General features: G+C 72.8%; 21 protein-coding genes. 13 read left to right on the plus strand and 8 right to left on the minus strand.

Going from position 1 to position 26,501, the window contains the following annotated elements:
• Positions 1-117: 117 nt before the first annotated feature.
• The 5 genes from FHX40_RS06345 to FHX40_RS06360 all read left to right on the plus strand — a co-directional run bounded on the left by FHX40_RS06345 (position 118) and on the right by FHX40_RS06360 (position 3,496).
• Positions 118-621, plus strand: coding sequence for a hypothetical protein (locus FHX40_RS06345; RefSeq protein WP_142258747.1), 504 nt, complete (start codon positions 118-120; stop codon positions 619-621).
• Positions 608-1,030: a hypothetical protein gene (locus tag FHX40_RS06350; protein ID WP_142258748.1), complete on the plus strand. Its 423-nt coding sequence runs from the start codon at positions 608-610 to the stop codon at positions 1,028-1,030. Before FHX40_RS06345 ends, FHX40_RS06350 begins: the two co-directional genes overlap by 14 nt.
• Before the next feature lie 595 nt (positions 1,031-1,625).
• A complete protein-coding gene (locus FHX40_RS26020; protein ID WP_268241035.1) occupies positions 1,626-1,757 on the plus strand; it encodes a hypothetical protein in 132 nt (43 codons plus the stop codon).
• Between the two features lie 145 nt (positions 1,758-1,902).
• The gene (locus tag FHX40_RS06355) at positions 1,903-2,526 is read left to right on the plus strand and encodes a cysteine hydrolase family protein (protein ID WP_189136199.1); all 624 of its coding nucleotides are present in this window, start codon (positions 1,903-1,905) and stop codon (positions 2,524-2,526) included.
• 7 nt (positions 2,527-2,533) lie between these two features.
• Positions 2,534-3,496 (plus strand): GlxA family transcriptional regulator, encoded by a 963-nt coding sequence (locus FHX40_RS06360; RefSeq protein ID WP_142258750.1) that lies wholly within the window; start codon positions 2,534-2,536, stop codon positions 3,494-3,496.
• Here FHX40_RS06360 and FHX40_RS06365 read toward each other — a convergent pair.
• The 3 genes from FHX40_RS06365 to FHX40_RS06375 form a co-directional block, all read right to left on the minus strand.
• On the minus strand, positions 3,475-3,867 hold the full coding sequence (locus tag FHX40_RS06365; protein ID WP_142258751.1) for a hypothetical protein: 393 nt from the start codon (positions 3,865-3,867) through the stop codon (positions 3,475-3,477). The two genes, FHX40_RS06360 and FHX40_RS06365, sit on opposite strands and share 22 nt — an antisense overlap.
• 124 nt (positions 3,868-3,991) lie before the next feature.
• Positions 3,992-4,705: a response regulator gene (locus FHX40_RS06370; protein ID WP_142258752.1), complete on the minus strand. Its 714-nt coding sequence runs from the start codon at positions 4,703-4,705 to the stop codon at positions 3,992-3,994.
• On the minus strand, positions 4,702-6,309 hold the full coding sequence (locus FHX40_RS06375; protein WP_142258753.1) for a sensor histidine kinase: 1,608 nt from the start codon (positions 6,307-6,309) through the stop codon (positions 4,702-4,704). The genes FHX40_RS06370 and FHX40_RS06375 overlap by 4 nt, the downstream gene beginning before the upstream one ends.
• A gap of 134 nt (positions 6,310-6,443) precedes the next feature.
• Between FHX40_RS06375 and FHX40_RS06380 the strand changes: the two genes are divergently transcribed.
• Complete coding sequence (locus FHX40_RS06380; protein ID WP_142258754.1) at positions 6,444-7,832, plus strand: cation:dicarboxylate symporter family transporter; 1,389 nt, start codon at positions 6,444-6,446, stop codon at positions 7,830-7,832.
• A gap of 28 nt (positions 7,833-7,860) precedes the next feature.
• On the opposite strand, the gene FHX40_RS06385 is transcribed toward FHX40_RS06380, so the two are convergent.
• Positions 7,861-8,859, minus strand: coding sequence for a carbohydrate kinase family protein (locus tag FHX40_RS06385; protein ID WP_142258755.1), 999 nt, complete (start codon positions 8,857-8,859; stop codon positions 7,861-7,863).
• A 205-nt stretch (positions 8,860-9,064) separates the two neighbouring features.
• Between FHX40_RS06385 and FHX40_RS06390 the strand changes: the two genes are divergently transcribed.
• The 3 genes from FHX40_RS06390 to FHX40_RS06400 all read left to right on the plus strand — a co-directional run bounded on the left by FHX40_RS06390 (position 9,065) and on the right by FHX40_RS06400 (position 13,538).
• Positions 9,065-9,787, plus strand: coding sequence for an NUDIX hydrolase (locus FHX40_RS06390; protein WP_211350184.1), 723 nt, complete (start codon positions 9,065-9,067; stop codon positions 9,785-9,787).
• The gene (locus FHX40_RS06395; RefSeq protein ID WP_142258756.1) at positions 9,784-10,953 is read left to right on the plus strand and encodes a 5'-methylthioadenosine/S-adenosylhomocysteine nucleosidase family protein; all 1,170 of its coding nucleotides are present in this window, start codon (positions 9,784-9,786) and stop codon (positions 10,951-10,953) included. The genes FHX40_RS06390 and FHX40_RS06395 overlap by 4 nt, the downstream gene beginning before the upstream one ends.
• 476 nt (positions 10,954-11,429) lie before the next feature.
• Positions 11,430-13,538 carry a hypothetical protein gene (locus FHX40_RS06400; protein WP_142258757.1) on the plus strand — a complete coding sequence of 703 codons (2,109 nt, stop codon included), beginning with the start codon at positions 11,430-11,432 and terminating at the stop codon, positions 13,536-13,538.
• Positions 13,539-13,627: 89 nt separating this feature from the next.
• On the opposite strand, the gene FHX40_RS06405 is transcribed toward FHX40_RS06400, so the two are convergent.
• Positions 13,628-14,569, minus strand: coding sequence for a siderophore-interacting protein (locus FHX40_RS06405; protein ID WP_229788625.1), 942 nt, complete (start codon positions 14,567-14,569; stop codon positions 13,628-13,630).
• A 208-nt stretch (positions 14,570-14,777) separates the two neighbouring features.
• Between FHX40_RS06405 and FHX40_RS06410 the strand changes: the two genes are divergently transcribed.
• The gene (locus FHX40_RS06410; RefSeq protein WP_142258758.1) at positions 14,778-16,475 is read left to right on the plus strand and encodes an IlvD/Edd family dehydratase; all 1,698 of its coding nucleotides are present in this window, start codon (positions 14,778-14,780) and stop codon (positions 16,473-16,475) included.
• 49 nt (positions 16,476-16,524) lie between these two features.
• Here the strand turns inward: FHX40_RS06410 and FHX40_RS06415 are convergent, their stop codons facing one another.
• Positions 16,525-17,256 carry a Mut7-C RNAse domain-containing protein gene (locus tag FHX40_RS06415; protein ID WP_268241036.1) on the minus strand — a complete coding sequence of 244 codons (732 nt, stop codon included), beginning with the start codon at positions 17,254-17,256 and terminating at the stop codon, positions 16,525-16,527.
• Between the two features lie 95 nt (positions 17,257-17,351).
• Between FHX40_RS06415 and hrpA the strand changes: the two genes are divergently transcribed.
• Entirely contained in the window at positions 17,352-21,323 is a 3,972-nt protein-coding gene (hrpA, locus tag FHX40_RS06420; RefSeq protein WP_142258759.1) for an ATP-dependent RNA helicase HrpA, read from the plus strand.
• Between the two features lie 66 nt (positions 21,324-21,389).
• Here the strand turns inward: hrpA and FHX40_RS06425 are convergent, their stop codons facing one another.
• Together FHX40_RS06425 and FHX40_RS06430 are read right to left on the minus strand one after the other, a co-directional pair.
• Positions 21,390-22,067: a hemerythrin domain-containing protein gene (locus FHX40_RS06425; protein ID WP_170198736.1), complete on the minus strand. Its 678-nt coding sequence runs from the start codon at positions 22,065-22,067 to the stop codon at positions 21,390-21,392.
• Between the two features lie 105 nt (positions 22,068-22,172).
• Positions 22,173-22,847 (minus strand): SIMPL domain-containing protein, encoded by a 675-nt coding sequence (locus FHX40_RS06430; protein WP_142258761.1) that lies wholly within the window; start codon positions 22,845-22,847, stop codon positions 22,173-22,175.
• Positions 22,848-23,072: 225 nt separating this feature from the next.
• On the opposite strand from FHX40_RS06430, the gene FHX40_RS06435 reads away from it, so the two are divergent.
• Together FHX40_RS06435 and FHX40_RS06440 are read left to right on the plus strand one after the other, a co-directional pair.
• Positions 23,073-23,591: a TrkA C-terminal domain-containing protein gene (locus tag FHX40_RS06435; protein WP_170198737.1), complete on the plus strand. Its 519-nt coding sequence runs from the start codon at positions 23,073-23,075 to the stop codon at positions 23,589-23,591.
• A 212-nt stretch (positions 23,592-23,803) separates the two neighbouring features.
• The gene (locus FHX40_RS06440; RefSeq protein ID WP_170198738.1) at positions 23,804-26,428 is read left to right on the plus strand and encodes an ATP-binding protein; all 2,625 of its coding nucleotides are present in this window, start codon (positions 23,804-23,806) and stop codon (positions 26,426-26,428) included.
• Positions 26,429-26,501: the final 73 nt, after the last annotated feature.

Below are 26,501 nucleotides of genomic sequence, written 5' to 3' on the forward strand. Positions count from 1 at the left end.
GCCGGTCCGCAAGGAGCGATTGCTCGGCTCCCCGGCGGGAGGGCGAAGCCTTAATAGCGTGCGCGCCTGGATGCGGGAAAGGAGGGAGGGGTGCCGATAAATGAGATAAATGAAACCATGGAGCAGGTCGCCAACTACAGCGCGATCCCGCTTGCTCTAATAGGCTTCGGATTGACCCTGTGGCAGCTCGCCAAAACGAAGAGGGCGGCGGAGGCGGCTCAGGAGTCCGCGCGCTCGGCGCAGGTGGCCATCAGTCGCAATCATCTGCTCATATTGATCCCCCAACTGCAGCGCATTGAGGAGGAGCTAGAGAGGTCGGTGCGGGCGAACTCGATTGAGCTCACTCTTTCCTGGTTGGCGAACTGGCGCTGGCAGGCGGGCCAACTCCGGGGATTTCTGCTTGCCTCGTCGTATGACGACGAGAAAACTATGCGAGCGTTACAGTCTTCCATTGCGAAGGCGGCGGTCGCGAGGAAGGCCATCATCGACAGCAAGCATGGCGATCTGCTGAAGGCCACCCGGCCGGCGCGCGACGCGATAGCGGTTGTGACGAACGAACTCGGCATGCTCGCGGCCCACCAGGGGATCAAGACAGGAGGGCAGGAGAATGGATCTCTATGAAGCGTCTCGCGACGAGAGATTCCCCCGGCTGGTCAACTTACTCATCACGAAGACCAAGGCTGGTCAGGTGCAGTGGGAGGTGGCACGCATTCCCGACGACGGGGAAAGCGACGGATTCTCGTTCTCGACGCGCCGGAGCACGGTCATAATCGGAAGCGTCAAGGGGGATGGGCAGGCTCCCTTCTACCTGTCGATCCTCAATGAGCACGGCTTCGAGGTCGAGCGCATCTTGGCCGAACCTCCTGATCTGGAGGTGGGGCCCGATGAGACCAGGGAGTCCGCCCGTTTCAGATATATGCAGGTCTCTCATCTCCTGAATCAGATCACCACCCTTTACAAGCAGGCGCGTCGCGTGGCACTCCAGACGGATCAGGTCATTGATCACCTGTTGCAGGACCTCGCCTTGTAGGCTCCTGGTGCGAGTGCGGTGCCCACGCGCCGGATGTAGAGGTGTCTGGGGGAGCGGGGAGGGTGATTCCGAGTCTTGCCATCCGTGGGCGAACTTCCACCCCGCGGAGTATGGGTGACGGCAAAAGGGGCGGGCCCGACCAAGAAGTAGCCGGGCAGGTATTCGTCGACCCCGATACCTTGCAACAAGGACACCTCGATCGGATGAGACGGCCCGCCGGGCCACCCGCTTCTGCGGGAGTCGCACTCGCAGCGCTGCCGGCAACGCCGAAACCGATTGTGATCCGGAGATTCCCGCCCACCTGCATGACGCGTAATCCCATGTGCTGCTTGTCCGGCCGGGGACGATGCGGCGCGAAGGCGCAGGTCACCGGCTTGAAGCCGGTACCGCCACCGGCGGAACCGAGCCCTGTGGCGCGCACTGCCGGATGCCGGCCATCAGGGCGACGTTGACGTCCCTGAAGGTCCGCTCCGAGGTTCTCGCGGCTGAAGCCGGTTGGCCACATCCTCCACACCGAGAGGCGTATGCATCGCCTATGTATCGCCTCGCCGACCTGGTACGACCCCCGCTCACCCGAAGCCCTCTGTTGCCGGCCATGAGTGTCCGTATGCAGACGAGCGCGACCTGCCGGCCGTCCACGGATTGGCCGATGCGCTCCCGCCGCGTTCTTCGCGTGGCCGACTCGTCGATGGTGCGGGTGATGGCGGTGCCGTACGCCCGGCTCTGACAGGTGGTCGGCCCGCCGCGCCGTACGCTCGTCTCGATAGGGGTGACCTGCCTGGTCTGCGTGGTGTGCGACCGACCGGATCGTTCCGCATCCGGGCTTGATCGTGCCTTCCGGGATGGTGCCCCGGATGCGGAGGATCGGAGCCGTGAACAGAGCCCTTCTCGTCATCGATGTACAGGAGTCCTTCCGGCAGCGGCCGAACTGGCGGGCGGTGTCCGCGCCCGACATCGCCGATCGGGTGGCGCGTCTGGTGCGGGCCTCCCGCGCCAACGGTGACCTGGTGGTGTGGGTGCTGCACACCGACCCGGGGAGCGGCGGGCCGTTCGATCCGGAGCGCGGTTTCGTCCGCCCGATCGAGGGCCTGGAGCCCGCGCCCGGTGAGCCGGTGGTGACGAAGACCTCCTACAACGCCTTCACCACCACGAACCTCCACCAGCTGCTCACCCGGCACGGCGTCCGGGAGGTGATCGTGTGCGGCATCAAGACCGAGCAGTGCTGCGAGACGACCACCCGTCTCGCCTGTGACCTCGGCTACGACGTCACGTTCGTGATCGACGCCACCGCGACCTTCCCGCTCGAGCACCGGGACGCGCCCAAGGGCCGCCCGATCGAGGAGATCCTCGCGGACCCGAGAACGCTGTCCACCGACGAGATCATCCGCCGCACCGAGTACACCCTCTCGGGGTGGTTCGCCACGATCCGGACCGTCGCCGAGCTGACGGGGGAGCCCGCCGAGAAGGTCGGGGCGGGTTCCGCTGCGGGAGGCTGACCGGATCGTGCCCCGCGTGGTGTTCGTGCTCGTCCCCGATTTCCACCTGCTCGACCTGTCGGGCCCCGCGCAGGTGTTCTCCGCGGCCGCCAACCTCGGCTACGACTACCGCCTGAGCTACGTCGCCGAGCGGCCCGAGGTGACCAGCGCGCAGGGCCTGCCGGTCCGGGCGGAGGTGGACTGGCCCGAGACGGACGCCGACGATCTGGTGATGGTGCCGGGCTGGCGGGCGCCGACCCTCGCCGGCCACGGCCACCTCACCGCGGCGACGCTGCGCCGCCTCGCCGCCCACCATGACGCGGGCGGTACGGTGGCCAGCGTGTGCGCGGGCGCGGACGCGCTGGGCCGTGCCGGGCTGCTCGACGGCCGCCGGTGCACCACCCACCACGCGCTGCAGGAGGAGCTGGCGCGGCGCTACCCGCGGGCCACCGTGGTACGCGACGTGCTCTACGTCGTCGACGGCAGGGTGGTGACGTCCGCCGGCATCGCCAGCGGCATCGACCTCGCGTTGCACCTCGTCGCGGTACGGCACGGCCCCGGCGTGGCCGGGCGCATCGCCCGCAACCTGGTGGTCTTCGCCCGCCGCAACGGCGACGAGCGGCAGGCCAGCGTGATGCTGCGGTACCGCTCCCACCTGTGCGACGCCGTACACCGCGCGCAGGACATGATCGACGCCCGGTACACCGAGCGGCTGCGGCTGGCCGAGCTGGCCGCGGCGTGCGGGGTGGGGGAGCGGACGCTGACCCGCCTGTTCACCAAGGCGATCGGGATGACGCCGCTGCGCTACCAGCAGGCGCTCCGGCTCGAGCGGGCCGAGCATCTGATCGGCCAGGGGGCGACCGTCGAGGCCGCGGCCCGGGCCGTCGGCTTCCAGGACGCCCGCATGCTGCGTCGCCTGCGCGCCCGTACGGCCCGAGGCCGGGCGGTCCCCGGGCCTGTCGCGGCCGGTCAGAGGGCGCAGATCGCGTAGACGCTGATGCCGACGGTGTTGCCCTTCGACTGGCGGCCGAGGGCGATCCAGCCGCGGCCGTCCGAGGTGGGGAACGAGCCGACGAGGACCGCGTTGGGCCCCTGGGCCTCGCCGCCACCGCCGATCACCCGCTTGTTGTGGGGGCACCAGGCGGTGCGGCGCTGGAAGTTCGGCACGTTCTTGTTGGGGAGCACGACGACCTGGTAGCCGGGCGGGAGCGCCGAGGCGGTCGAGGCCGCGGTCCGTGCGGACGTGCCCGATCCGGTGGCGTTGGCCGGGGCGTTGCCGATGGCGAGCGCGGTCACGGTGGACGCGAGGGCCGCCGCGACGAGCGTGGAGAGGGCGGTCTTGAGAGCGGGCTTCAGCGGCATCCGGATCTCCTTATGGTCTCCGCCGCGCGAGGCGGTTCGGGGGAATCGGCGGTGACGTCAGGTGAGACGCGGCGGTCGCCGCCGTTGTTCGGCCGCGGGCGTGGGCGTCTCGGCCCACGTGCGGTCACTCCGAGTCCAGGGGGAGGCCCGGGACGGATCCGGAACGGCCGGTCGTGGGCTGGTAGCGCAGCTCGGGGCGCCCCACCGAGCCGTACCGGGGGAGGCGGCGGGCGGCGCCGGTCTCGATCAGGTACTCAAGGTAGCGCCGCGCGGTGACCCGGGAGACGCCCACCGCCGCGCCGACCTCCTGGGCCGAGACGCCGTCGGGGTACTTGCGCAGCTCGGCCGCGATCAACTCCAGGGTGGCGAGGGACATGCCCTTGGGCAGCGCGGCTCCGGCGCCGCCGCGCAGGGTGGCGAGGGCGCGGTCCACCGCGTGCTGGTCGGCCTCGGCGGCGCCGTCCATGGTGGCGCGGAACTCGGCGTACCGCTTGAGCTTCTCGGCCAGCGCGGCGTAGGTGAACGGCTTGATCAGGTACTGGGAGACGCCGATCGACACCGCGGCCCGTACCACCGACAGGTCCCGCGCGGAGGTCACCGCGATCACGTCGCAGAGCAGCCCGGCGGCCCGCAGGCTGCGGCACAGCTCAAGCCCGTGCATGTCCGGCAGGTAGAGGTCGAGCAGGATCAGCTCGACCCGCCGTTCCCGCAGGAACCGCAGCGCCTCCCCGGCGGACCGGGCCACCCCGGCGACCTGGAAGCCGCCGACCCGCTCGACGTACCGGCGGTTCGCCTCCGCCGCGATCTCCTCGTCCTCGACGACCAGCACCGGGATCACGGCTCACCCCCGCGCAGCGGCAGCCGTACGGTGAACACCGCGCCGCCCAGACCGGTGCCCGGGGCGCCGCGCCCGACCTCGATGGTCCCGCCGAGGCGGCGTACCGCCTGCCCGACCAGGGCGAGCCCGAGGCCCCGGCCGTCGCCCTTGGTGGACCAGCCCTTCCGGAACGCCTCCGCCGCGGTCGCCGGGTCCATGCCCGGCCCGCTGTCGGCGACCCGGACGACCAGCGTGCCGTCGTCGGCGCGCAGCCGTACCGCCACCCGTTGCGGGGGCGGGCCGGCGCCCGCGGCGTCGATCGCGTTGTCGATCAGGTTCCCGACGATGGTCACGAGCGCGCGCTCGTCCACGCAGATCGTGTCGAGCTCGCCGTCGGGGTCGATCGCGAGCTCGACCCCGCGCTCGGCGGCGACCGCGGACTTGCCGAGCAGCAGCGCGGCGAGCACCGGCTCGCGTACCGACTCCACCACCCGGTCGGTGAGCCGCTGCACCGTGCGCAGCTCCTCGGTGGCGAACGCCACCGCCTCCTCGGTACGGCCCAGCTCCACCAGCGACACCACGGTGTGCAGCCGGTTCGCCGACTCGTGCGCGGCCGACCGCAGCGACTCGGCGAACCGGCGCTCTGCGTCGAGCCGGCTGGTGAGCGCCTGCAGCTCGGTGTGGTCGCGCAGGGTGACCACGGTGCCGAGCGACCGCGCCCCGGCGCGCACCACCGACACGCTCACCAGCAGCACCCGGTCCGCGGTGAGGTGGATCTCGTCGGTGCGGGTGTGCCCGGAGGCGAGCAGCTCGACGAGGGACGGCGGCAGGCCGAGCTCGGTGACGTGCCGACCCTCGGCGTCGGGTGGCAGCCTGAGCAGCTCGCGCGCGCCGTCGTTGGCGAGGGTGAGCCGCCGTTCGGCGTCGACGAGCAGCAGGCCCTCGCGCACCGCGTGCAGGATCGCCTCGTGGTACTCGTACATGCGGCTCAGCTCGACCGGGTCGAGCCCGTGGGTCTGCCGCCGGAGCCGGGCGCCGACGGCCGCCGCCCCGGCGATGCCCACGGCGAGCCCGGCGAGGACGATCAGCGCGGTCCAGGCGAGCTGGCCGCGCAGCCAGCCGCTGATCTTCTGCACGGTGATGCCCGCGCTCACCAGCGCCACGATCCGGCCGGTCTGCGGGCTGCGCACCGGGGTGACCGCGCGCACCGAGGGCCCGAGGGTGCCGGTGTAGGTCTCGGTGAAGGTACGGCCGGCGAGGGCGGGCGCGGTGTTGCCGAGGAAGAACCCGCCGATGCGCCGCGGGTTGGGGTGGGTGTAGCGGCGGCCCTCCGGGCTCATGATCGTGATGAAGTCGACGCCGGTGGCGGTGCGGATGCCTTCCGCGTACGGCTGCAGCGCCCGGGACGGCTCGGGGTCGTCGAGCGCCTCGGGCACCACCGGTGAGTGGGCCACGCCGATCGCCACCGCCCGGGCCACCGCCGCGGCCTCGTCGGAGAGCAGTGACCGGGTCTGGACGACCGCGAGCAGGGTCGCGCCGAGCACGGTCACCCCGACCACGGCGATCTGCAGCGCCAGTATCTGCCGGGCGAGGCTCCACCGCCGCGGGCGCGCCGCCTGCGCCATCGCGCTCCCTCACCTTCCTGAACGACCGGATGTGTGCTGAACGAAATGTACGCAATGGTGACGTAGGTCACGCGTTCGGCACATAGTGGCTCGACCGCGGTCTCCAGCTCAGCGTTTCAGGAAGGTCGAGTCTCATGTCAGCCGAGACGCCACGACAGGCCTCGGGCGGCGCCACCCCGGCCGCCCGACGGGACCGCACCCACTACCTCTACCTCGCCGTCATCGTCGCGGTGCTCGCCGGGATCGCCGTCGGGTTCCTCGCCCCGGACGTCGGCAAGGAGCTGCGGCCGCTCGGTACCGCGTTCGTCAACCTGATCAAGATGATGATCAGCCCGATCATCTTCTGCACGATCGTGCTCGGCGTCGGCTCGGTGACCCAGGCGGCGAAGGTCGGCCGGGTCGGCGGGCTCGCCATGGCCTACTTCCTGGCGATGTCCACGATCGCGCTCGTCATCGGCCTCGTCGTCGGCAACCTCGTCGACCCGGGCGCCGGGCTGCAGCTCACCGACGAGGCCCGGAAGGCGGCGGCGACCGAGGCGGCGAAGGCCGCGGAGAGCGACACGGTGGAGTTCCTGCTCGGCATCATCCCGACCACGCTGGTGTCGGCCTTCACCGAGGGGGAGATCCTGCAGACGCTGCTGGTGGCGCTGCTCGCCGGGTTCGCGCTCCAGGCGATGGGGGAGCGGGGCGCGCCGATCCGCACCGGCATCGCGCACATCCAGCGGCTCGTGTTCCGCATCCTCGCCATGATCATGTGGGCGGCGCCGGTGGGGGCGTTCGGCGCTATCGCCGCCGTGGTCGGCGCGACCGGGATCGACGCGCTCACCAGTCTCGCCATGATCATGATCGGGTTCTACGTGACCTGCGTGCTGTTCGTGGGCGTGGTGCTCGGCCCGCTGCTGTGGTTCGCCGCCCGGATCAACCTGTGGTCGCTGCTGCGCTACCTCGCCCGCGAGTTCCTGCTCATCGTGTCCACCTCCTCCTCCGAGTCGGCGCTGCCGCGGCTCATGGCGAAGATGGAGCACCTCGGGGTGAGCAGGCCGGTCGTCGGCATCACCGTGCCGACCGGGTACTCGTTCAACCTCGACGGCACCGCGATCTACCTCACCATGGCCACGCTGTTCGTGGCCACCGCGACCGGCTCGCCGCTGTCCCTGGGCGAGCAGGTGGCGCTGCTCCTCTTCATGATCATCGCGTCGAAGGGCGCGGCCGGGGTGACCGGTGCGGGCCTCGCCACCCTCGCCGGCGGCCTGCAGGCGCACCGGCCGGACCTGGTGGACGGCGTCGGCCTCATCGTCGGCATCGACCGGTTCATGTCCGAGGCCCGGGCGCTCACCAACTTCGCCGGGAACGCCGTGGCCACCGTGCTCATCGGCCGGTGGACCGGCGAGCTCGACCGGGAGCGCGCCGCGCAGGTGCTCTCCGGCCGCCTGCCGTTCGACGAGACCACCCTGCTCGACGAGGAGGCGCACGACGACCGCGCCGCCGCCGCGCCCGCCGAGCGCGAGATGGCGCACGCCTGACCCGGCCGCCGGTACGGCACGGCCGCCCCTAGCAGGCGGGTCCATCGGCGAGACCATCGGGGGACTCGCCGACGGACCCGCCCGCGTTCCGCTCGTGCAGGAACGCCTCGACCTCGGCACGGGTGGGCGGCGCCGCGCCCTCGCGGGTGCAGGTGAGCGCGGCGGCCGCCACGGCGAACCGCAGCGCCGCATCGAGGTCCGCGGCCGGGAACGCGGCGCCCGGGCGCTCCGGCAGCGCGCCGCGGGCGGCGAGCGCGTGCAGCAGCGCCCCGGTGAACGTGTCCCCGGCGCCCACCGTGTCGGCCACCCGCACCGGGAAGCCCGGCACGTGCCGCGGCGGCCCGTCCGGCGTCACCGCCACCGCGCCCCGCTCCCCGCACGTGATCAGCACCAGGGCGAGCCCGTGGCCGTCGAGCCAGGCGCGGGCCACGTCGAGCGGCTCGGCGTCCGGGTGCAGCCAGGCCACGTCCTCCTCGCTCGCCTTCACCACGTGGGCGGTCTTCAGCCAGGGCTCGACGGCCGCGCCGTACCGGGCCCGGTCGGGCAGCAGGGCGGGCCGTACGTTCACGTCGTAGACGACCGTGTACCGCTCGCGCCGGGCGGCCGCCCACTCCCGCAGCACCTCGGCCCCGGGCGGCAGGATCGAGGCGAGGGTGCCGAAGTGGAGCACCCGGGTGCCGGGCGGCGCGTCGGCCGGGAGCTCGGCCGGCCGCCACTGCCAGTCCGCGGTGCCCTGCACGTAGAACGCGTACGTGGGGCCGCCGGACGCGTCGAGCCCGACGACCGCGGCCGTGGTCGGCTCGTCCGCCGCCACCGCGAGCGAGAGGTCGACGCCCCCGGCGACGAGGTGCTCGCGGATCCGCCGCCCGAAGCCGTCGCCGGACAGCCGGCACAGCAGGTACGCGGGGGTGCCGAGCCGGGCGAGGGCGACCGCCGTGTTCGCCGGGCCGCCGCCGGGCACGGCCCGGAAGGTGTCCGGCCCGGTGGGCACGAGGTCGATCAGCGCCTCACCACAGACGACGATCATGTGCTCCTCCTGGAATCCTGCGCCCGCACGTGGCCACCCGGGCCGACGCCGCGAAGCGCGCCCACGCGCCGCCGGCAGGTGTGAGTAGATCATCGGCGCCCGCCCCGGCGCAACGGCCGGCGGCGCGGGCGGCGGGGCCGTGCCGTACGAAAAAACCTTGCCGCAGGGACTTCCTGTCGAACTGACAAAAAGTTACCGTGGGAGCGTGGCCGACGAACCGTGGGAGCCGCCGAGGATTCTGCTCGCGGTCGACCTTGTGATCCTGACGCTGCGGGACGACCGCCTCCACGTGCTGCTCGTCGAGCGCGGCATCGAGCCGTACCAGGGGACCTTCGCCCTTCCGGGGGGTTTCCTCCGGGACGAGCACGAGGCGATCGACGCGGCGGCGCGGCGCGAGCTCGCCGAGGAGGCCGGGCTGGCCGACGTGCACCTGGAGATGCTGGGGGTGTACGGCGAGCCGGGCCGGGACCCGCGGGGCCGCGTGGTGTCCGTCGCCTATCTCGCGGTGGCGCCCCGCCTGCCGGAGCCCGTCGCCGGCACGGACGCGGCCGACGCCCACTGGATTCCGGTGGACGAGGTGCTGTCCGGCCGCCTGGAGCTCGCCTTCGACCACCGGCGGATCGTCGAGGACGGGGTGGAACGCGCCCGCGCCAAGCTCGAGCACACCGCGCTCGCCACCGCGTTCTGCGGCGAGACCTTCACGATCGCGGAGCTGCAGCGGGTCTACGAGGCGGTGTGGGGCGTCCGGATCGATCCCCGGAACTTCTACCGCAAGGTGAAGAGCACGCGCGGGTTCGTCGTCCCGGCCGGGCCGATGCGGCGGAACGCGAACGGCCGGCCCGCCCGGCTCTACCGGGCTGGCCCGGTCCGGGTGCTGTACCCCCCGATGGTCCGCGCTGGCCAGGCCGAGGAAGGGCAGAGGTCATGAGCGAGCGCCCCATCGTGGTCCTGACCGCATTCGACCTGGAGTACCAGGCGGTCCGGCGGTATCTCTCCCGGCCCCGGGTGCACCGCCACCCGGCCGGTACGCGGTTCGAGGTGGGCCGCCTGGCGGACTGCCCGGCGCCGGTGGCGCTGGGCCTGGTCGGCAAGGGGAACCATCCCGCGGCCGTGCTCGCCGAGCGCGCCATCGGCGAGTTCTCGCCGTCCGCCCTGATGTTCGTGGGGATCGCCGGGGCCCTGTGGCCCGACATCCGCCTGGGGGACGTGGTGGTCGCCACCCACGTCTACGCCTACCACGGCGGCACGAGCGAGGACGACGGATTCAAGGCGCGTCCCCGGGTCTGGGAGGCCTCGCACGTGTCGGACCAGATCGCGCGGCACGTGCACCGGACCGGCACGTGGACGCGGTACCTGCCGCCGGGCGCGGGGGTGCCCACGGTGCGGTTCGGCCCGATCGCGGCCGGCGAGGTCGTGCAGAACTCCAGCATCTCCGCGCACGCCCGGTGGGTGCGGCTGACGTACAACGACGCGCTCGCGATCGAGATGGAGGCGGCGGGCGTGGCGCAGGCCGCCCATCTGAACCACGCGCTGCCCACGGCGGTGGTGCGCGGCATCAGCGACCGCGCCGACGGCACCAAGGTGGCCACCGACGGCAAGGGCTGGCAGACGGTGGCGGCGGCGAACGCCGCGGCCTTCGCGGTGGCCCTCGCCGGCGAGCTGGCGCGGGAGATCGGCATGGGGCACAAGGACGAGGCCGCCCGTCCGGCGGGGCGGCCGGAAAGGGCGGCGATGATCAACAAAGTGGTGAACAAGGCCCAGGGCAATGCCCGGGTCGGCATACAGGTCGGGGCCGTCTACGGCAACGTGACCATCGGCCAGGAGACGGGGGCCGGCCTCGACCTGTGGGGGCGGATCGAGGAGCTGCGCGGCCGCCTCGAGCAGGCGCGCCGGAACCGCGAGATCGACGAGGCGACCTACGCCGCGGCGGCGGAGGAGCTGTCCGCCGCGTCCGGCTCGCTGAAGGAGGGCGGCGGGCGCGGCACGCAGAAGGCGCTGCTCTCGCTGAAGAAGCTGCGCGGCCTGCTGGCCGACTCGTCCGAGCTGGTGGCGCTCGTGGCGACCGTCATCTCCATGATCGCGGGGGCGTCGTAGCGGTGCCGGTGGTGTCCTGGCGTATCCGCCGCCGTTCCGAATCGTCTCCGTTGTCCCACATATCCATATAACCGGAATTGGATCGTATATGCATATTGTGGGAATTTCGCGAGCCGGCGGGGTGTGATGGTGACGATTTTGAAATCCACCGGAAACCGAATTACGCCATGCCGTCTGGGTAAGGTGGGCAGCCAGGTTTTCGCGCTCGCGGGCGAAGGGCGTCAGGGGGTGTCCCGGCACGCGTGGAACGTGAATGGGTACGGCCGTGGCCGGCGTCTCGGCCGCAGCGGAATTCAGAGGGTCTTCTGGGTGTGATCGCCAGAAAACCCCTGGACGGCGGCGGGGCGGGCCGCTGCGGCGCGGCCCTTCCCGCTTTTGGGAGGACACCGGTCGTTCCGGTGGAACGGCACGTTATCGGATGTGAACGTGGAACTCCATTTCCATACTGAAATCTTCTCCAGGAAGGTCCCGGGCCGATGAACCACGTGCCACCGAACGTGACCAACGTCGCCATGGACGACGCGCATGTGGAGGCGCAGATCGGTTATGTCCACGGCGACGTCACGATCTATTCGCTGTCGAGCGGGGACCCGCGCCACAAGTACGAGACCGGCCTGCGCTATCTGGAGGGCGACAACCCCCGGCAGGCCGAGCGGCTGATCGAGGAGGCGGCGATGGCCGGCCACCGGTCGGCCGAGGTGGCGTACCACTGGGTCCTGGCGATCCTCAGCGACCGCTCGTTCGACCACCTCGGGCAGGAGGAGTTCCGCCGCCTGCACACAGCGATCACGATGGCCCACGAGTTCCCGCGCGACGCCTGGCGGGACGCCCTCGACGTGGTCATCGAGCTGGTGAACTGCCTGGACGAGGAGACGAACGGCCCGTCCGACTCGGAGACCCTCACCAAGGCCCTCGAGCGCTACACGGCGCTGCCGCAGGAGCGGCAGGACGAGATCCACCGCCACCTGGACATGGTGCTGAACGGGTGGATCCAGGACAAGATCAGCGAGCTGCAGGCGCAGTACGTGCAGCGGATGCGCTTCGCGAACAACCGCGAGCAGCGGGTCTGGAAGTTCTTCGAACCCGTGCCGATGCCGCCGCGGAAGGCGGTCCCGCCCCCGCCGGCGATCGCCCCCGCCGACCGGGGCCGGATCATCGCCGGGTGTGTGCTCGGCGGCTTCTCGCTGTTCATCATCACCGCCGTGCTGCTGTTCAGCGCGCCGGCCCACGCGGTGGTCGCGTGCACGCTGGCCAGCCTGTGGGTGCTCATCACCGTCACCATGGCCCTGCCCCGCCGCCGCCTGCGCCACCCGGCGTCGCAGGGGTGGTGGAACGAGCGCTTCGCCCAGGCCGTCTCCGACAGCGTCGACCACTGGTTCCGGGTGGCGGGGCCGCAGGACCCCGCGGGCGCGGCGCGGTGGGCCGCCGACAGCGAGCGGCTGCGGGCTCAGCTCAAGGAGGATCTCGTCCTCCGCTACGGGGCCGACCTGTCCCGCGTGGGACCGATCCGGTGGCTCATCCGGTGGCACGCCCACACCACCGCCGAGCGGTTCTTCACCGGCCGCATCCGGCTCCCGGTGGACGAAACGTCGGTCCCGCTGCCGGTCCGGGCGAGCAAGTACCTGCTGTACGTCGCGATCCTGCTCGGCCTTGCCGGATCGGTCGAGGCCGGGGCGGGCATGCTCGTGTTCTGGGGCCTGCTCGCCGTGGGCGCCCTGGTGAGCGGGTCGGAGCTGCTCGACTACGCCGCGGCGCGGCAGCGGTACCAGCGCGAGGCCGCCGAGGCGGAGCAGCGGTACGCCGAGGAGCTGCAGGAGTACGAGCGCTGGCGCCAGGTGCTCGCCGACCGCCCCAGCGACATCGAGATGGCGACGTGGCTCGCCTACGACAAGCTGACGTTCAAGTCGTGGGCGCTGCGCGAGTACGGCCTGAGCAACCGCGACGTCCTCGCCCACCTCATCCTGACCGAGGCGGCCCCGAACAGCCGCCGCGCCCGGGTCCCGTACGGCCCGCCGCGGTACTCGGCCTACACCGTGCTGCTCTTCCTGCTCACCGAGGGCGGCGTGCGCCAGGTCACCGCGACCCTCGACTTCGCCACCGGCAGGTTCTACAACCAGCGGCGCGACACGTTCCGGTACGACATGATCGCCTCCGCGCGCGTCGAGGAGGTGGGCGTGCGCTTCGAGGCCGGCAACCGGCGCGTGGTCGCCCGGGAGGAGATGGGCCCCTACGACCACCAGGCCCTCATCCTCCGGCGCGCCTTCCGGCTGTCGCTCGTCAACAACCAGGACGTCAACGTCCTCGTGGACGGCTTCGAGGAGGGGGCGTACGACCGGATGCCGGAGGACCACGCGTTCCTTGAGGAGCTCGCCATGAACTCCTCCGGGGTGAGCGGGGCGCTGCGCATCCTCGAGTCGGTGTGCGCCGAGGGCAGGGAGTGGCTCGCCCTGGAACGGGCCCGCCGCCGGCGCCGGCTGCAGGACTTCCGGGAGAGCAGGCACGTCCCCGGTGCGATCGGCTTCCTGCGCCGTTCCATGCTCACGGCCGGGCCGGGAGAGAAGCCCGCGCCGGACACCGCGGGCTGACGCGATCCGCCGCCCGCGCGGACGCGCCGCGATCGCGCACGCTCGTCCGCCCGCCGTGCGGGGCCGGGCCGTACGAGCCGTACGAAGGGTCAGGCGCCGGTGGGCTCGGGGCGGCCGAGGCGCCAGTAGCCCATGAAGGCGACGGCCCGGCGGTCGAGGCCGACCTCCTGGACCAGGTGGCGGCGCAGGGTCTTCACCACCGACGCCTCGCCGGCGAGCCAGGCGTACAGGCCGTCGCAGGAGGTGACCGAGGTCGGGTCGGGGACCTCCCAGAGCAGCTCGGTGTCGACGTCGACGTCGTTGAGCTCGCCCGCCGGTGCGGTGGCGAGCTCGCGGGCGAGCTCGGCGGTGGCCTCGCGCACCGCGGGGATGAGGCGGTCGCCGTGGGCGGCGCCGTCGCGGGGCAGCCAGGTGACCTCGACGCCGGGGCGGGTGCGCAGCTCGAGGATGTCCTCGTGGTGCGGCACCTCGAGCAGGACCGTGGCCGGGACGTCGCCGGAGAGCGACTCGGCGATCACCGAGATCGCGGGCACCGCGGTCTCGTCCCCGGCGAGCAGCAGGCGGCGCGCGTCCACCGGGGGCGCCCACTCGCGGCCCGCGATCGGGCCCTGGTAGCGGGCGTCGGGGCCGACGAGCGCGACGCGGTCGCCGGGGCGGGCGTGCGAGGCCCAGCGGGAGGCGGGCCCGCCGTCGCCGTGCAGCACGAAGTCGACGTCGACCTCGCGCCGGTCGGCCCGTACCGCGCGCACGGTGTAGGTGCGGAGCGGGTGGCGGCGCTCGTCCGGGAGCTCCCGCCAGCGCAGGTACCAGTCGGGGCCGTCGGGGAACTCGTCGAGGTCGGCGCCGGGGATCGGGAGGACCACCTTGATGCGCTGGTCGTGCCCGAGGTCGGCGAAGTGCGCCAGCGGCTCGCCGGTGAACGTGACCCGCAGGAAGCTCGGGCTGAGCCGCCGGGTGCGGGCGACCTCGACGTGGAAGATCGAGTACGGCTGGATCTCCGCGACCTGCGACTCGGTGGATGTGGTGCTCACGGCCGGTGCCTGCCTCCGCTCGGTGGTCTCGTATCCCGGGTAACTTAGCTTTGCCTTACCTAAGGAGGCAAGCCGGGGTCCCGGCCTGACGTCCGATAGGCGGTGAAACGCCCAGGTCTGTCCCCATTTCACCGAATGGGGCTGTCCAAATTAATCCAGAAAAGTTACAAATAGGGGCGACCGGACCGGCTCGAGGAACGGGGGAGGCATGGCGCTGCGATCGCAGGCGTGGTACACCGGGCTGAACCGAAGCGCGTTCCACCACCGGGCATGGATGCGCCGGGGCCTGCCCGACGACGCCTTCGACGGCAGGCCGCAGATCGCGATCTGCACCACCTGGTCGGACCTGAGCCCGTGCAACCGCCACCTGCAGGAGGTGGCCGAGTACGTCGCCCGCGGCGTGTGGGAGGCCGGCGGGGTGCCGCTGGAGATGCCCGTGCCGAGCATGGGCGAGAACCAGATGCGGCCCACCGCCATGCTCTACCGCAACCTGGCGGCGATGGCCGTCGAGGAGATGATCCGCGCCAACCCCGTCGACGGCGTGGTGCTGCTCGGCGGCTGCGACAAGACGATCCCCGCGCTGCTGATGGGCGCCTGCTCGGTGGACCTGCCCGCGCTCGTCGTGGCCGGCGGCCCGATGCTCACCGGCACCTGGCGGGGCCGTCCGCTCGGCTGCGGCACCGACGTGTGGCGGCTGTCGGAGGAGATGCGGGCCGGCACGATCACCGCGGACGAGTTCCGGGCGGCCGAGCAGTCGATGATCCGCAGCCGGGGCCACTGCAACACGATGGGCACCGCCTCCACCATGGCCTGCGTGACCGAGGCGCTCGGCATGACCCTGCCCGGCAACGCCGGCATCCCCGCGCCCGACAGCCGCCTGCTGCAGCTCGCCCACCACGCCGGACGCCGCATCGTGCGGATGGTCGAGGAGGACCTCACCCCCAGCCGGGTGCTCGGTCCCGGCTCGTTCCGCAACGCGCTCGCCACGCTCGCCGCGATCGGCGGCTCCACCAACGCCGTGGTGCACCTGCTCGCCATCGCCGGGCGGGTCGGCGTGCCGCTGTCGCTCGACGACGTGGACGCCTTCCACGACGTGCCGCTCCTGGTCAACCTGCAGCCCGCGGGCGCCCACCTCATGGAGGACTTCTTCCGCGCCGGTGGCCTGCGCGCCGTGCTGCGCGAGATCCGCGACCGGCTCGACCCCAAGGCGATCACCGTGCTCGGCCGCCCCCTCGTCGAGGGACTGGAGACCGCGGAGATCGTCGATCCCACCGTGATCCGCCCGGCCGCCGATCCGCTCAAGCCCGCCGCGGGCATCGCCGTGCTGCGCGGCAACCTCGCCCCCGACGGCGCGATCATCAAGCCCGCCGCGGCGAGCCCGCACCTGCTCCGCCACCGCGGCCGGGCGATCGTGTTCGAGTCGCCCGAGGAGCTGCACCACCGCCTCGACGACCCCGGCCTCGACGTGGACGAGACCAGCGTCATGGTGCTGCGCGGCTGCGGCCCCAAGGGCTACCCCGGCATGCCCGAGGTCGGCAACATGCCGCTCCCCGCCAAGCTGCTCGAGCGCGGGGTCCGCGACATCGTCCGGATCAGCGACGCCCGGATGAGCGGCACCGCGTACGGCACCGTGGTGCTGCACGTCGCCCCCGAGTCGGCCGCGGGCGGCCCGCTGGCGCTGGTGCGCACCGGCGACGAGATCACCCTCGACGTGGAGCGCCGGCTCCTGCGGTTGGAGGTGCCGGACGACGAGCTGGCCCGCCGCAGGCCGGTGCTCCCCGAGCGCACGCTCCGCGGCGGCTACGAGGCCCTGTACGTCGAGCACGTCATGCAGGCCGACAAGGGAGCCGACCTCGACTTCCTCGTCGGCGCGCGCGGCCGCGCCGTACCGCGTGAGTCACACTGAGCCGCGGCACGGGTACGGCGGGCCGCCCGCCGTACCCACGAAGACGGCGTCAGACGCCCACGGCCCCGACCACCCGGGTGGCCCGCTCCACGATCTGCTGGAGCCGCCGGTGGTGGGCCCCGCGCCAGTAGACGCGGTCGCACGACGAGCAGCGGGCGAACACGTCGTAGGTGCGGCGCGTGCCCGGCTCCAGCAGCGCCTCCACCTCGCTCTTCTCGGCCGCCACGAGCGGGGCGTTGCACGCGGTGCACCGCGTCCACGGGGCGAGCGGCGGGGCGAACCGGCCCAGCACCTCGTCGAGCTGGTCGTCGGGGTTCGCGTTCCGCACGTGCGCCCCGAGCCACAGGCTGCGGCGGCGCAGCAGGCCGCGGTCCCGGGTGAGCAGGATGCGGCGCTCGGCGTTCGCGATCTCCACGAGCGTGTCGTCGTCAAGGTCGTTGTCGTAGGCGGTGTCCACCCCGACCAGGCGCAGCCGCCGGGCGAGCGTGCCGAGGTGCACGTCGAGCAGGAACCGCGGCGGGTCGATCGGCACCGGCTGCGGGCGGGCGACCGGGAGCACCCGTACCAGCGTGCCCGGCGCGGCCCGCTCGTCGGCGGTGACGGCACGCCCGTCCACCTCGATGCGGCCCACCTCGGGCAGCGGAACGCCCACCGACTCGATCACGTGCCCCAGCGTCGTGGTCTCGTCGGCGGGCACGGAAAGCTCCCGTCCCCTGGCGCCGGGCGCGAGGAAATGCCACAGCTCGGCGTCCACCTCGATGCGAACATTCGCGCTGTCCACGGTTTCAGCATGCCAGCCCGCGCCGTGCCGGGCCGGTGACGACGGGCAAAACGGTTGGCGTCCCGCCGAGGGGCATTGCCTATCCTTGCTGTGCCATGAAAACGTCACCGCAACGGCCGTCGTCGAGGTCGTCCGCTTCCCGGGGGCCGTCGCAGCGCTCCCCGTTCGCCGACCTGCACGCCCGGATCGGCGCGCTCATGCTGCGCGACCAGCGCCGGCTGCGCCGCCGCATCGACGGCGCGCGCAAGGTCCGCGACGCGGCGGCCCGCCAGGCGATCGCCGAGCAGATCGCCGCCGACATCGAGGCGGCCGAGCGCCGGATCGCGGCGCGCCGGTCCGCCGTGCCCGCGGTGACCTACCCCGAGCAGCTGCCGGTCAGCCAGAAACGGGACGAGATCCTCGCCGCGATCCGCGACCACCAGGTGGTGGTGATCGCGGGCGAGACCGGGTCCGGCAAGACCACCCAGATCCCCAAGATGTGCCTGGAGCTCGGCCGGGGCGTGGCCGGGCTCATCGGGCACACCCAGCCGCGCCGGATCGCGGCCCGCTCGGTCGCCGCGCGCATCGCCGACGAGCTCGGCACCGAGCTCGGCGAGGCGGTCGGCTACAAGGTGCGCTTCACCGACCAGGTGTCCGACGGCACCCTCATCAAGCTGATGACCGACGGCATCCTGCTCGCCGAGATGCAGCAGGACCGGCTGCTGTCCCAGTACGACACGCTCATCATCGACGAGGCGCACGAGCGCAGCCTCAACATCGACTTCATCCTCGGCTACCTCAAGCAGCTGCTGCCGAAGCGCCCCGACCTCAAGGTGATCATCACCTCGGCGACCATCGACCCCGAGCGGTTCTCCCGCCACTTCGGCGACGCGCCGATCATCGAGGTGTCGGGCCGCATGTACCCGGTCGAGGTGCGCTACCGGCCCGTCGACGAGGGGGACGGCGACGAGGACCGGGACCAGATCCAGGCGATCTGCGACGCGGTCGACGAGCTGTGCGCCGAGGGCCCCGGGGACATCCTGGTGTTCCTCTCCGGCGAGCGGGAGATCCGCGACACCGCCGAGGCGCTCGGCAGACGCGAGGGCGTGGAGATCCTCCCGCTGTACGCCCGGCTGTCCGCGGCCGAGCAGCAGCGGGTGTTCCAGCCGCACCGGGGCCGCCGCATCGTGCTCGCCACGAACGTCGCCGAGACCTCGCTCACCGTGCCCGGCATCAAGTACGTCATCGACCCCGGAACGGCCCGCATCTCCCGGTACAGCCACCGCCTCAAGGTGCAGCGGCTGCCGATCGAGCGCATCTCCCAGGCGTCGGCGAACCAGCGCAAGGGACGCTGTGGCCGTACCTCGGACGGCATCTGCATCCGCCTCTACTCGGAGGAGGACTTCCTCAGCCGCCCCGAGTTCACCGACCCGGAGATCCTGCGCACCAACCTCGCCTCGGTCATCCTGCAGATGACCACGCTCGGGCTCGGCGACATCGAGGCGTTCCCGTTCATCGACGCCCCGGACAAGCGGCAGATCCGCGACGGCATCAACCTGCTCGTCGAGCTCGGCGCGTTCGACGCCCAGCGCCGCATCACCCCGCTCGGCCGCAAGATCGCCCAGTTCCCGATCGACCCGCGGCTCGCCCGCATGATCCTCGAGGCGGAGAAGAACGGCTGCGTGCACGAGGTGATGGTGATCGCCGCCGCGCTGTCCATCCAGGACCCGCGCGAGCGCCCCCTCGACAAGCAGCAGGCCGCCGACGAGAAGCACAACCGGTTCCGCGACCCCGAATCCGACTTCCTCACCTTCCTGCGGCTGTGGGAGTACCTGCAGGAGCGGCAGCGGGAGCTGTCCTCCGGCCAGTTCCGCCGCATGTGCAAGGCCGAGTTCCTCAACTACCTGCGGGTACGCGAGTGGCAGGACATCTACTCCCAGCTCCGCCAGGTGGCCCGGTCGCTCGGCATCTCCATGCGGGACGACCGCCCGGCCGACCCGTACCGCATCCACGTGTCGCTGCTCGCCGGCCTGCTGTCGCACATCGGCATGCTCGACCTCGACCGCAAGGAGGAGGGGCCGGGCGGGCGGCGCCCGATGCGCGAGTACCTCGGCGCGCGCAACGCCCGGTTCGCGATCTTCCCCGGGTCGGCGCTCGCCAAGCGGCCGCCGCGCTGGGTGATGTCGGCCGAGCTGGTGGAGACCTCCCGGCTGTGGGCGCGGATCAACGCCAAGATCGAGCCCGAGTGGATCGAGCCGCTCGCCCAGCACCTGGTCAAGCGCACCTACAGCGAGCCGCACTGGGAGAAGGACCAGGCGGCGGTGATGGCCTACGAGAAGGTCACCCTGTACGGCGTGCCGATCGTGGCCCAGCGGAAGGTCAACTACGGCCGCATCGACCCCGAGCTGTGCCGCGAGCTGTTCATCCGGCACGCGCTCGTGCAGGGCGAGTGGGACGCCCACCACAAGTTCCTGCGCGACAACCGCAGGCTGCTGGAGGACGTCGAGGAGCTGGAGAACCGGGCCCGCCGCCGCGACATCCTCGTCGACGACGAGACCCTGTTCGACTTCTACGACCGGCGCATCCCCGCCGAAGTCGTCTCCGGCCGCCACTTCGACGCCTGGTGGAAGAAGGCCCGGCACGAGAACCCGGACCTGCTCACCTTCACCCCGGAGATGCTCGTCAACGAGGGCGCCGACGTCAGCGCCCGCGACTATCCGGACACCTGGCGGCAGAACGGCCACCGGCTGAAGCTGAGCTACCAGTTCGAGCCCGGCTCCGACGCCGACGGCGTCACCGTGCACGTGCCGCTCCACCTGCTCAACCAGGTCGATCCGGACGGCTTCGACTGGCAGATCCCCGGGCTGCGCGAGGAGCTGGTCACCGCGCTCATCCGCTCGCTGCCCAAGCAGCTGCGCCGCAACTTCGTGCCCGCCCCCGACTACGCCCGGGCGGTGCTCGAGTCCGCGGCGAAGCAGGGCGTCAAGCCCGGCAGCGCGCCCCTGCTCGACGTGCTCGAACGCGAGCTGCTCCGGCTCACCGGGATCGCCGTGCCGCGCGACGCGTGGAACCTGGAGGCGGTACCGGCCCACCTGCGCATGACCTACCGCGTGGTGGACGAGCGCAAGCGGGTGATCGCCGAGGACAAGGACCTCGACGCGCTCAAGCGCCGCCTCGCCCCCACGCTGCGCGAGCGCCTCGCCAAGGCCGGTCAGGACCTGGAGCGCACCGGGCTGCGCCGCTGGGACTTCGGCGAGCTGCCCAAGGTGTTCCAGCAGGGCCGGGTGAAGGCCTACCCGGCGCTCGTCGACGAGGGCGACAGCGTCGCCATCCGCATGTTCGAGACCGAGCAGGAGCAGCGCCGCGCCATGTGGGCGGGCACCCGCCGCCTGCTGCTGCTCGCCATCCCGTCCCCGGCCAAGCGCATCCTCGGCACGCTGAGCAACCAGCAGAAGCTCGCGCTCAGCCGCAGCCCGCACGGCGGGGCGGTGGCGTTCTTCGACGACTGCGCGGCGTGCGCGGTGGACAAGCTCATGGCCGAGGCGGGCGGGGTGGTCTGGACGCCCGGCGACTTCACCCGGCTGTACGACCACGTGCGCGCCGAGCTGTACGACACGATGGCCGAGGTCGTGGCGCGGACCGAGCGCGTGCTGGTCGCCTGGCATTCGGCGGTGACCCGGCTGCGCTCGATGACCGCCACCACCCCGGCGCCGCGGCTCGCCCCCGCGCTCGAGGACGTCACCGAGCAGCTCGAGCACCTGGTCTACCCCGGGTTCGTGGCCGGCACCGGGTTCGACCGGCTGCCGGACCTGCTCCGCTACATCCGGGCGATCGACCGCAGGCTGGAGCGGCTGCCCGACGACCCGCACCGGGACGCCCGGTGCATGGACGTGGTCCACGACCTCGAGGACGAGTACCACGACCTGCTCGACCGGCTGCACCCGGACCGGCGCGAGGACGAGGACGTGGTCCGCATCCGCTGGATGCTCGAGGAGCTGCGGGTCAGCCTCTTCGCCCAGACCGTGGGCACGCCGTACCCGATCTCGGAGAAGCGCATCCGCAAGGCGATGGAGCAGCTCGCCGCCTGACGCCGCGCCCGGCCGGGTGCCCGCGCCGCCGCGTCGGGCGTGCGGGCCGTACCGGCCGGGCCCGGCTCAGTGGTGCTTCCTGAGCGCCTCGGCCAGCTCGTCCTTGGTCATCCCGGAGCGGCCGGGGATGTGGGCCTGCTTGGCCTGCTCGTAGAGCTCCTCCTTCGACCGGCCCTCGGTGGGCTTCCCGGCCGGTGCCGCCTTCCCGGAGGCGCGGGCCCCCTTCGCCCCGCCGGTCCTCCTCGCCCCGGCCTTCTCCGGCGCCGTGGCGGTCTGTTTGATGCTCTCCGGCGTGATCGCGCTGGGGTTGCGCAGCACCTCGGCCTTGCCCTCGCTGAACGCGCGGCCCAGCTCCTGCAGCAGCCTCTTCGGCGCGGCCTTCGCCAGCACCGGGAGCACCTGCGACTCCTCCTCCTGCACGTGTTCGTGCACGGCCGCGATGAACTCGTCGAGCACGCGCTCGAACTCCGGCGAGTCGCAGTCCATGTCCTGCAACGCGAACAGCATCTCCTCGGCCTTGTGGTGCTCGGACGTGCCGTGCTCCACCTCCGGCCGCTCCTCCGGCACCAGCTTGGCGATCTCCGGGTAGACGCGCTCCTCCTCGGCCACCGAGTGCGCGAGGAACTTTGCGCACACCTCCGCGAACAGCGCGGGCCGGTTCTCCGGGTGCCGCTTCATCTCCGCGAAGAGCGCCTCGACGTCACGATGGTCGGCGGTGATCAGTTCGATGACATCAGCGGGCATGATGATCCTCCTCGCCCGGCCGCTACCCGCGCCACCTGCCGCTACACGGCGCCGGCGGCAAAGCGTCCCGCCCGCCATCCGGTACGGCGAGCCCGCCCGGGCGGGTCAGAGGGCCTGCGGCGGGGCGAGGGTGAACGTCGCCTCGACCGAGGCGTGCACCTGGATCGGGTGCGGCTCCAGGTCGAGCGGGGGCGGGGCGGACTCGGGCGCGGCCCCGGGGACGGCCGCGGTGAACGCGAACGGGACGGGCGGAGGGTGGATCGTGTCGTGGGAGAGGCCGGTGTCGGCGATCTCCACCAGGCCGGTGATCTCGGCGCCGAGCGCGCCCGCGTACGTGCGCGCCCGGGCGAGCGCGGCCTGCACGGCCTGCTCGGCCGCACGGCGGTAGGCGTCCGAGCCGGGCCGCAGCTCCCAGCTCGGGCCCTCCACGGTGACCGGCTCCTCGTCGGCGAGCCGGCTGACCAGCTCGCCGAGCACGGTGAAGTCGCGCACGGTGACGCGGAGCCGTACCGCGCCGTGGTAGGCCCGCACCCGCTCCGCGCGGCCCTCGCGCAGCTCCGGGGTGATCACCACCGCCGAGGTGCCGACGTCCTCGACCGCCTCCTCGTACCGGTCGATGAGCCTGCGGCACGACCGCTGGCGCTCGGTGAGCCGCTCCAGGGTCCGGCGCCGGTTCTTGTCCTGCGCCCGGACCACCACGGTCAGCCGGGCGATCTCCGGCTCCACCTCGAGCGTCGCCTCCCCGCGGACGCGGACCAGGGGTTCGGCTCGTTCGGCCATCTCGCTCCCATCGATCGACGGTGCCGGTGAGGAGCACTCTAGGCCGCCGCGCGCCGCCCCGCGGCGCCGTGCCGTACCGCGGGTTTATCCCCGGCACGGCGGGTAAGGGCAGCGGGCTCTCCGGCGCGTCCCCGTCGGTCGCGCCGCCGACGTCGCGTTCGCCGAGCGGCGGCCGGGCACGCCCCACCGGCCGGGGCACGCCCCGTCCCGCCGAGGAGGATGGTCATGAAGCGCCGCGTCTCCGCCGTCCCCGACCTGCACGTCCGCGAGCACCGCCTGGCGGGCGGGCGGCGCCTGTTCACGGTGACGCTCGCCGACGGCACGCTCGTCAGCGTCGCCGTGGACCCCGCCACGTCGACCCGCGAGCTCGCCATCACCCCGCCCGGAGGCGACGCGGCGACCGCCCGGGCCGCGTTCCGCGACCCCGAGGCGACCGTGGTCGCCGCGATCCTCGGCGGCATGCGGTTCGTGGTCGAGGGCTACGAGGAGTACGGCGAGCCGCCGGTCCGCGCCCTCAACCTGCGCACGGTCACCATCGGCCCCTCCTCGCCCGCCGTGGGCCGCCGCCTCCACGAGATCGAGGTACCGTCCCCGGACGACGCCGAGGTGATCGGGGTCATCCACGAGGACGAGCCCGGCCTCATCCAGCGGGACCCCGGCCGTACCTGCCGCCCCGGGGACCGGCTCGTGATCGTGGGCCGCCCGGGGGCGATGTCGCGGACCGTCGCCCACCTGCTCGGCTGACCGCCCGCGCGGCGGGGCCACCGCCCCCGGACCGTGTGCCGATAAATCGGTGATCGCGCGGAACGTGCGCGATGGCGGGCCGATCCGGCGTCACCGGCGGTATCTTTCTCCTCGCCCGGCGAGCATGGGCACACGGGGGACGGGCCCGAGTCGGAAGGTGTGCGATGCCCGGACGGTCGCGACGAACGGGGGGCCGAAGGCGCCCGGGGCGATTGACGAGATCGCTCGCCGCGCCCGCCGTCGCCGGTCTGCTCGCGGGGGTGGCGAGCGTGCTGGCGACCTCGACGGAGATCCTCGCCGACCAGCTCGAGACCCCCATGCGGATCGTCATCGTCGGGGTCTCCTCGGTGCTCGCGGGCGTGACCACGTGGGCGACCTCCCGGGAGCGGGCGGTGGAGCCGGGGCGTGACGAGACGCCGTCGCCCACCCAGCTCCCGCCGATCATCGCGCACTTCACCGGCCGCACCGAGGTGCTCGCCGATCTCCACCGGTGGTTCGCGGCGCATCGGCGCAGGGAGCCGGGCACGCCCCCGGTCCTGACCATCTACGGCCAGGGCGGGGTGGGCAAGTCGGCGCTCGCCACCCGGTTCGCGCACGAGGTGGCCGGGCACTTCCCGGACGGCCAGCTCTACTTCGACCTGAGCGGCGGCGTCGGCGAGTCGGACGGCGCCCGGATCCGGCCCGAGGAGGTGCTCGCGGGCTTCCTGCGCGCCCTCGGCGTACGCCTCACCACGGACCCGGGCGGCCTGCGCGAGCTGCAGACACTGTGGCGCACCTGGACCAGCGGCAAACGCATCCTGATCTTCCTCGACAACGCGCAGCGCACCGAGCAGGTGCTCGACCTCATCCCGCCCGAGCCGCGGTGCGCGGTGATCGTCACCTCCCGGCGGCCGCTCTTCCTGCGCAACCACCACGACATCCGGCTCGAAGTGTTCACCGAGGCCCAGGGCGTGGAGCTGCTCGCCCGGCTGGCGGGCGGGGACCGGGTCGCCGCCGACCTGGAGTCCGCCCGGGAGATCGTACGGCTCTGCGACCACCTGCCGCTGGCGATCAGCATCTGCGGCGGACGCCTCGCCACCCGCCCCAGCTGGACGCCGCGCGACCTCGCCGAACGGCTGCGGGACGAGCGGCGCCGCCTCGACCATCTGGAGGTGGGCCGGCAGGTCGACACGAGCGTGCGCGCCTCGGTGCAGCTCTCCTACGAGGCCTGCACCGAGCTGCAGCGGCGGCTGCTGCGCATGCTCGGCCTGCTCACCGTGCCGGACGTGAGCGCGTGGGCGGCCGGCGCGCTGCTCGACACCTCCGAGCTCGACGGCGCCGACCAGCTCGAGGCGCTCGTGGACGCCCAGCTCGCCGAGACCTCCGGCAGCGACGTCACCGGCCAGACCCGCTACCGCCTGCACGACCTGGTGCGCCTGTACGCCCGGGAGCAGGCGCTGCGCAGCGACCCGCAGCCGGTGCGCCGCGCCGCCATCGAGCGCTTCCTGTCCGGGTACCGCCGCCGCGCCGAGGCGTACGCCACCTCCCGCTGGCCGCAGGACTGGAGCCGCAGCGGGGTACGGCGGCGCCCGCCCGCGGGCGCGATCCCCGGGACGGCCGGGCAGGCGGCCGCCTCGGACTGGTTCGCCGCCGAGTGGCTGGGCCTGCTCGCCGCCGTGCACCTCGCCCGCGACCGGCACATGTGGGAGCAGGCGTGGCGCATCGGCCGGGCGTACTGCTCGCTGTGCCACTCGATGCGGGCGTTCTGGGCCGACTGGCGTGGCGTCGCCGAGATCACCTACGAGGCCGCGAAGGAGCTCGGGGACGAGCGCGCGATCGGCATCGCGCTGCTCGAACGCGCCACCGCCGCCGGCAACTACGGCAACGCCGCCCACGCGCGGGCCGACGCGGAGCAGGCGCTGGAGATCTTCGAGCGCCTCGGCGAGGCCTGGTGGGCGGCGCGGGCGATGCGCACCATCGGCATGACCTACTTCAACGACGGCAGCCTCGACCGGGGCGAGACCCACCTGCTCGACGCGATCGCGGCGTTCCAGGCCGCGGACGACCCGTGGTGGCGCGCCCGCACCCAGCGCAACCTCGCCGAGCTGCGGCTCGCCCAGCACGCGCACGACGCGGCCCGCGAGCACGCCGAGCAGGCGCTCGCCGTCTTCCAGCGGAACGGCAACCGCTACTCGGAGGCGCAGACCCAGCGGGTGCTCGGCGAGGTGCTCGCCGCCGAGGCGCGGGCCCTGCTCGAGCGCGGCGAGGAGCGCGAGGCGGCCGCCCGGTTCACCCTCGCGGAGAACGCCCTGCGCTTCGCGATCCAGGCGTTCCGCGACCGCCGGGAGACCTGGGAGGAGGCCCGCGCGCTGCGCGCCGCCGGGAGCGTCGGCAACCCGGCCAACCTGCTTCAGGAGCACCAGCACGTCCGGGACGCCAAGGAGATGCTGGAACGGCTCGGCGACTCGTGGGGCGTGGCCCGGGCCGAGTACGCCGAGGGGCACGCCCTGCACCGGCGGGGCCGCCTGCCCGCGGCGATCGAGGCGCTGCGCCGCGCCGCCGACCGGTTCGCCGAGCTCGGCGACCGCTGGTGGCAGGCCCGCAGCCTGCGTACCCTCGCCGCCTTCCTGCTCGAGGCCGGGCGGACCGTGGGGGCCCGCGACATGGCGGCCACGGCGCTCGACATCTACACCGGCATCGGCAACGCCGGCGGCATCGCGCGCGCCCGCGCCGTCCTCGACCGCGCCGAGGCCGCGCTCGGCGGCCGCCGTGACGGGCCGTCGCCGGGGGAGGAGCGCCGCAGGAGGAACCCGGGCGAGGAGGAAGCGCCCGGGGGGACACCGAAGCGGGACCCCTGAGCACCCGTGCCGCCCGGGTACGGCCGGCGGCGTGGCAGCGGCGCGTTCCGGGGCCGTCCTCCCGGCGGCGGCC

Origin of the sequence: Thermopolyspora flexuosa (assembly GCF_006716785.1) — a bacterium.
Lineage (GTDB): Bacteria > Actinomycetota > Actinomycetes > Streptosporangiales > Streptosporangiaceae > Thermopolyspora > Thermopolyspora flexuosa.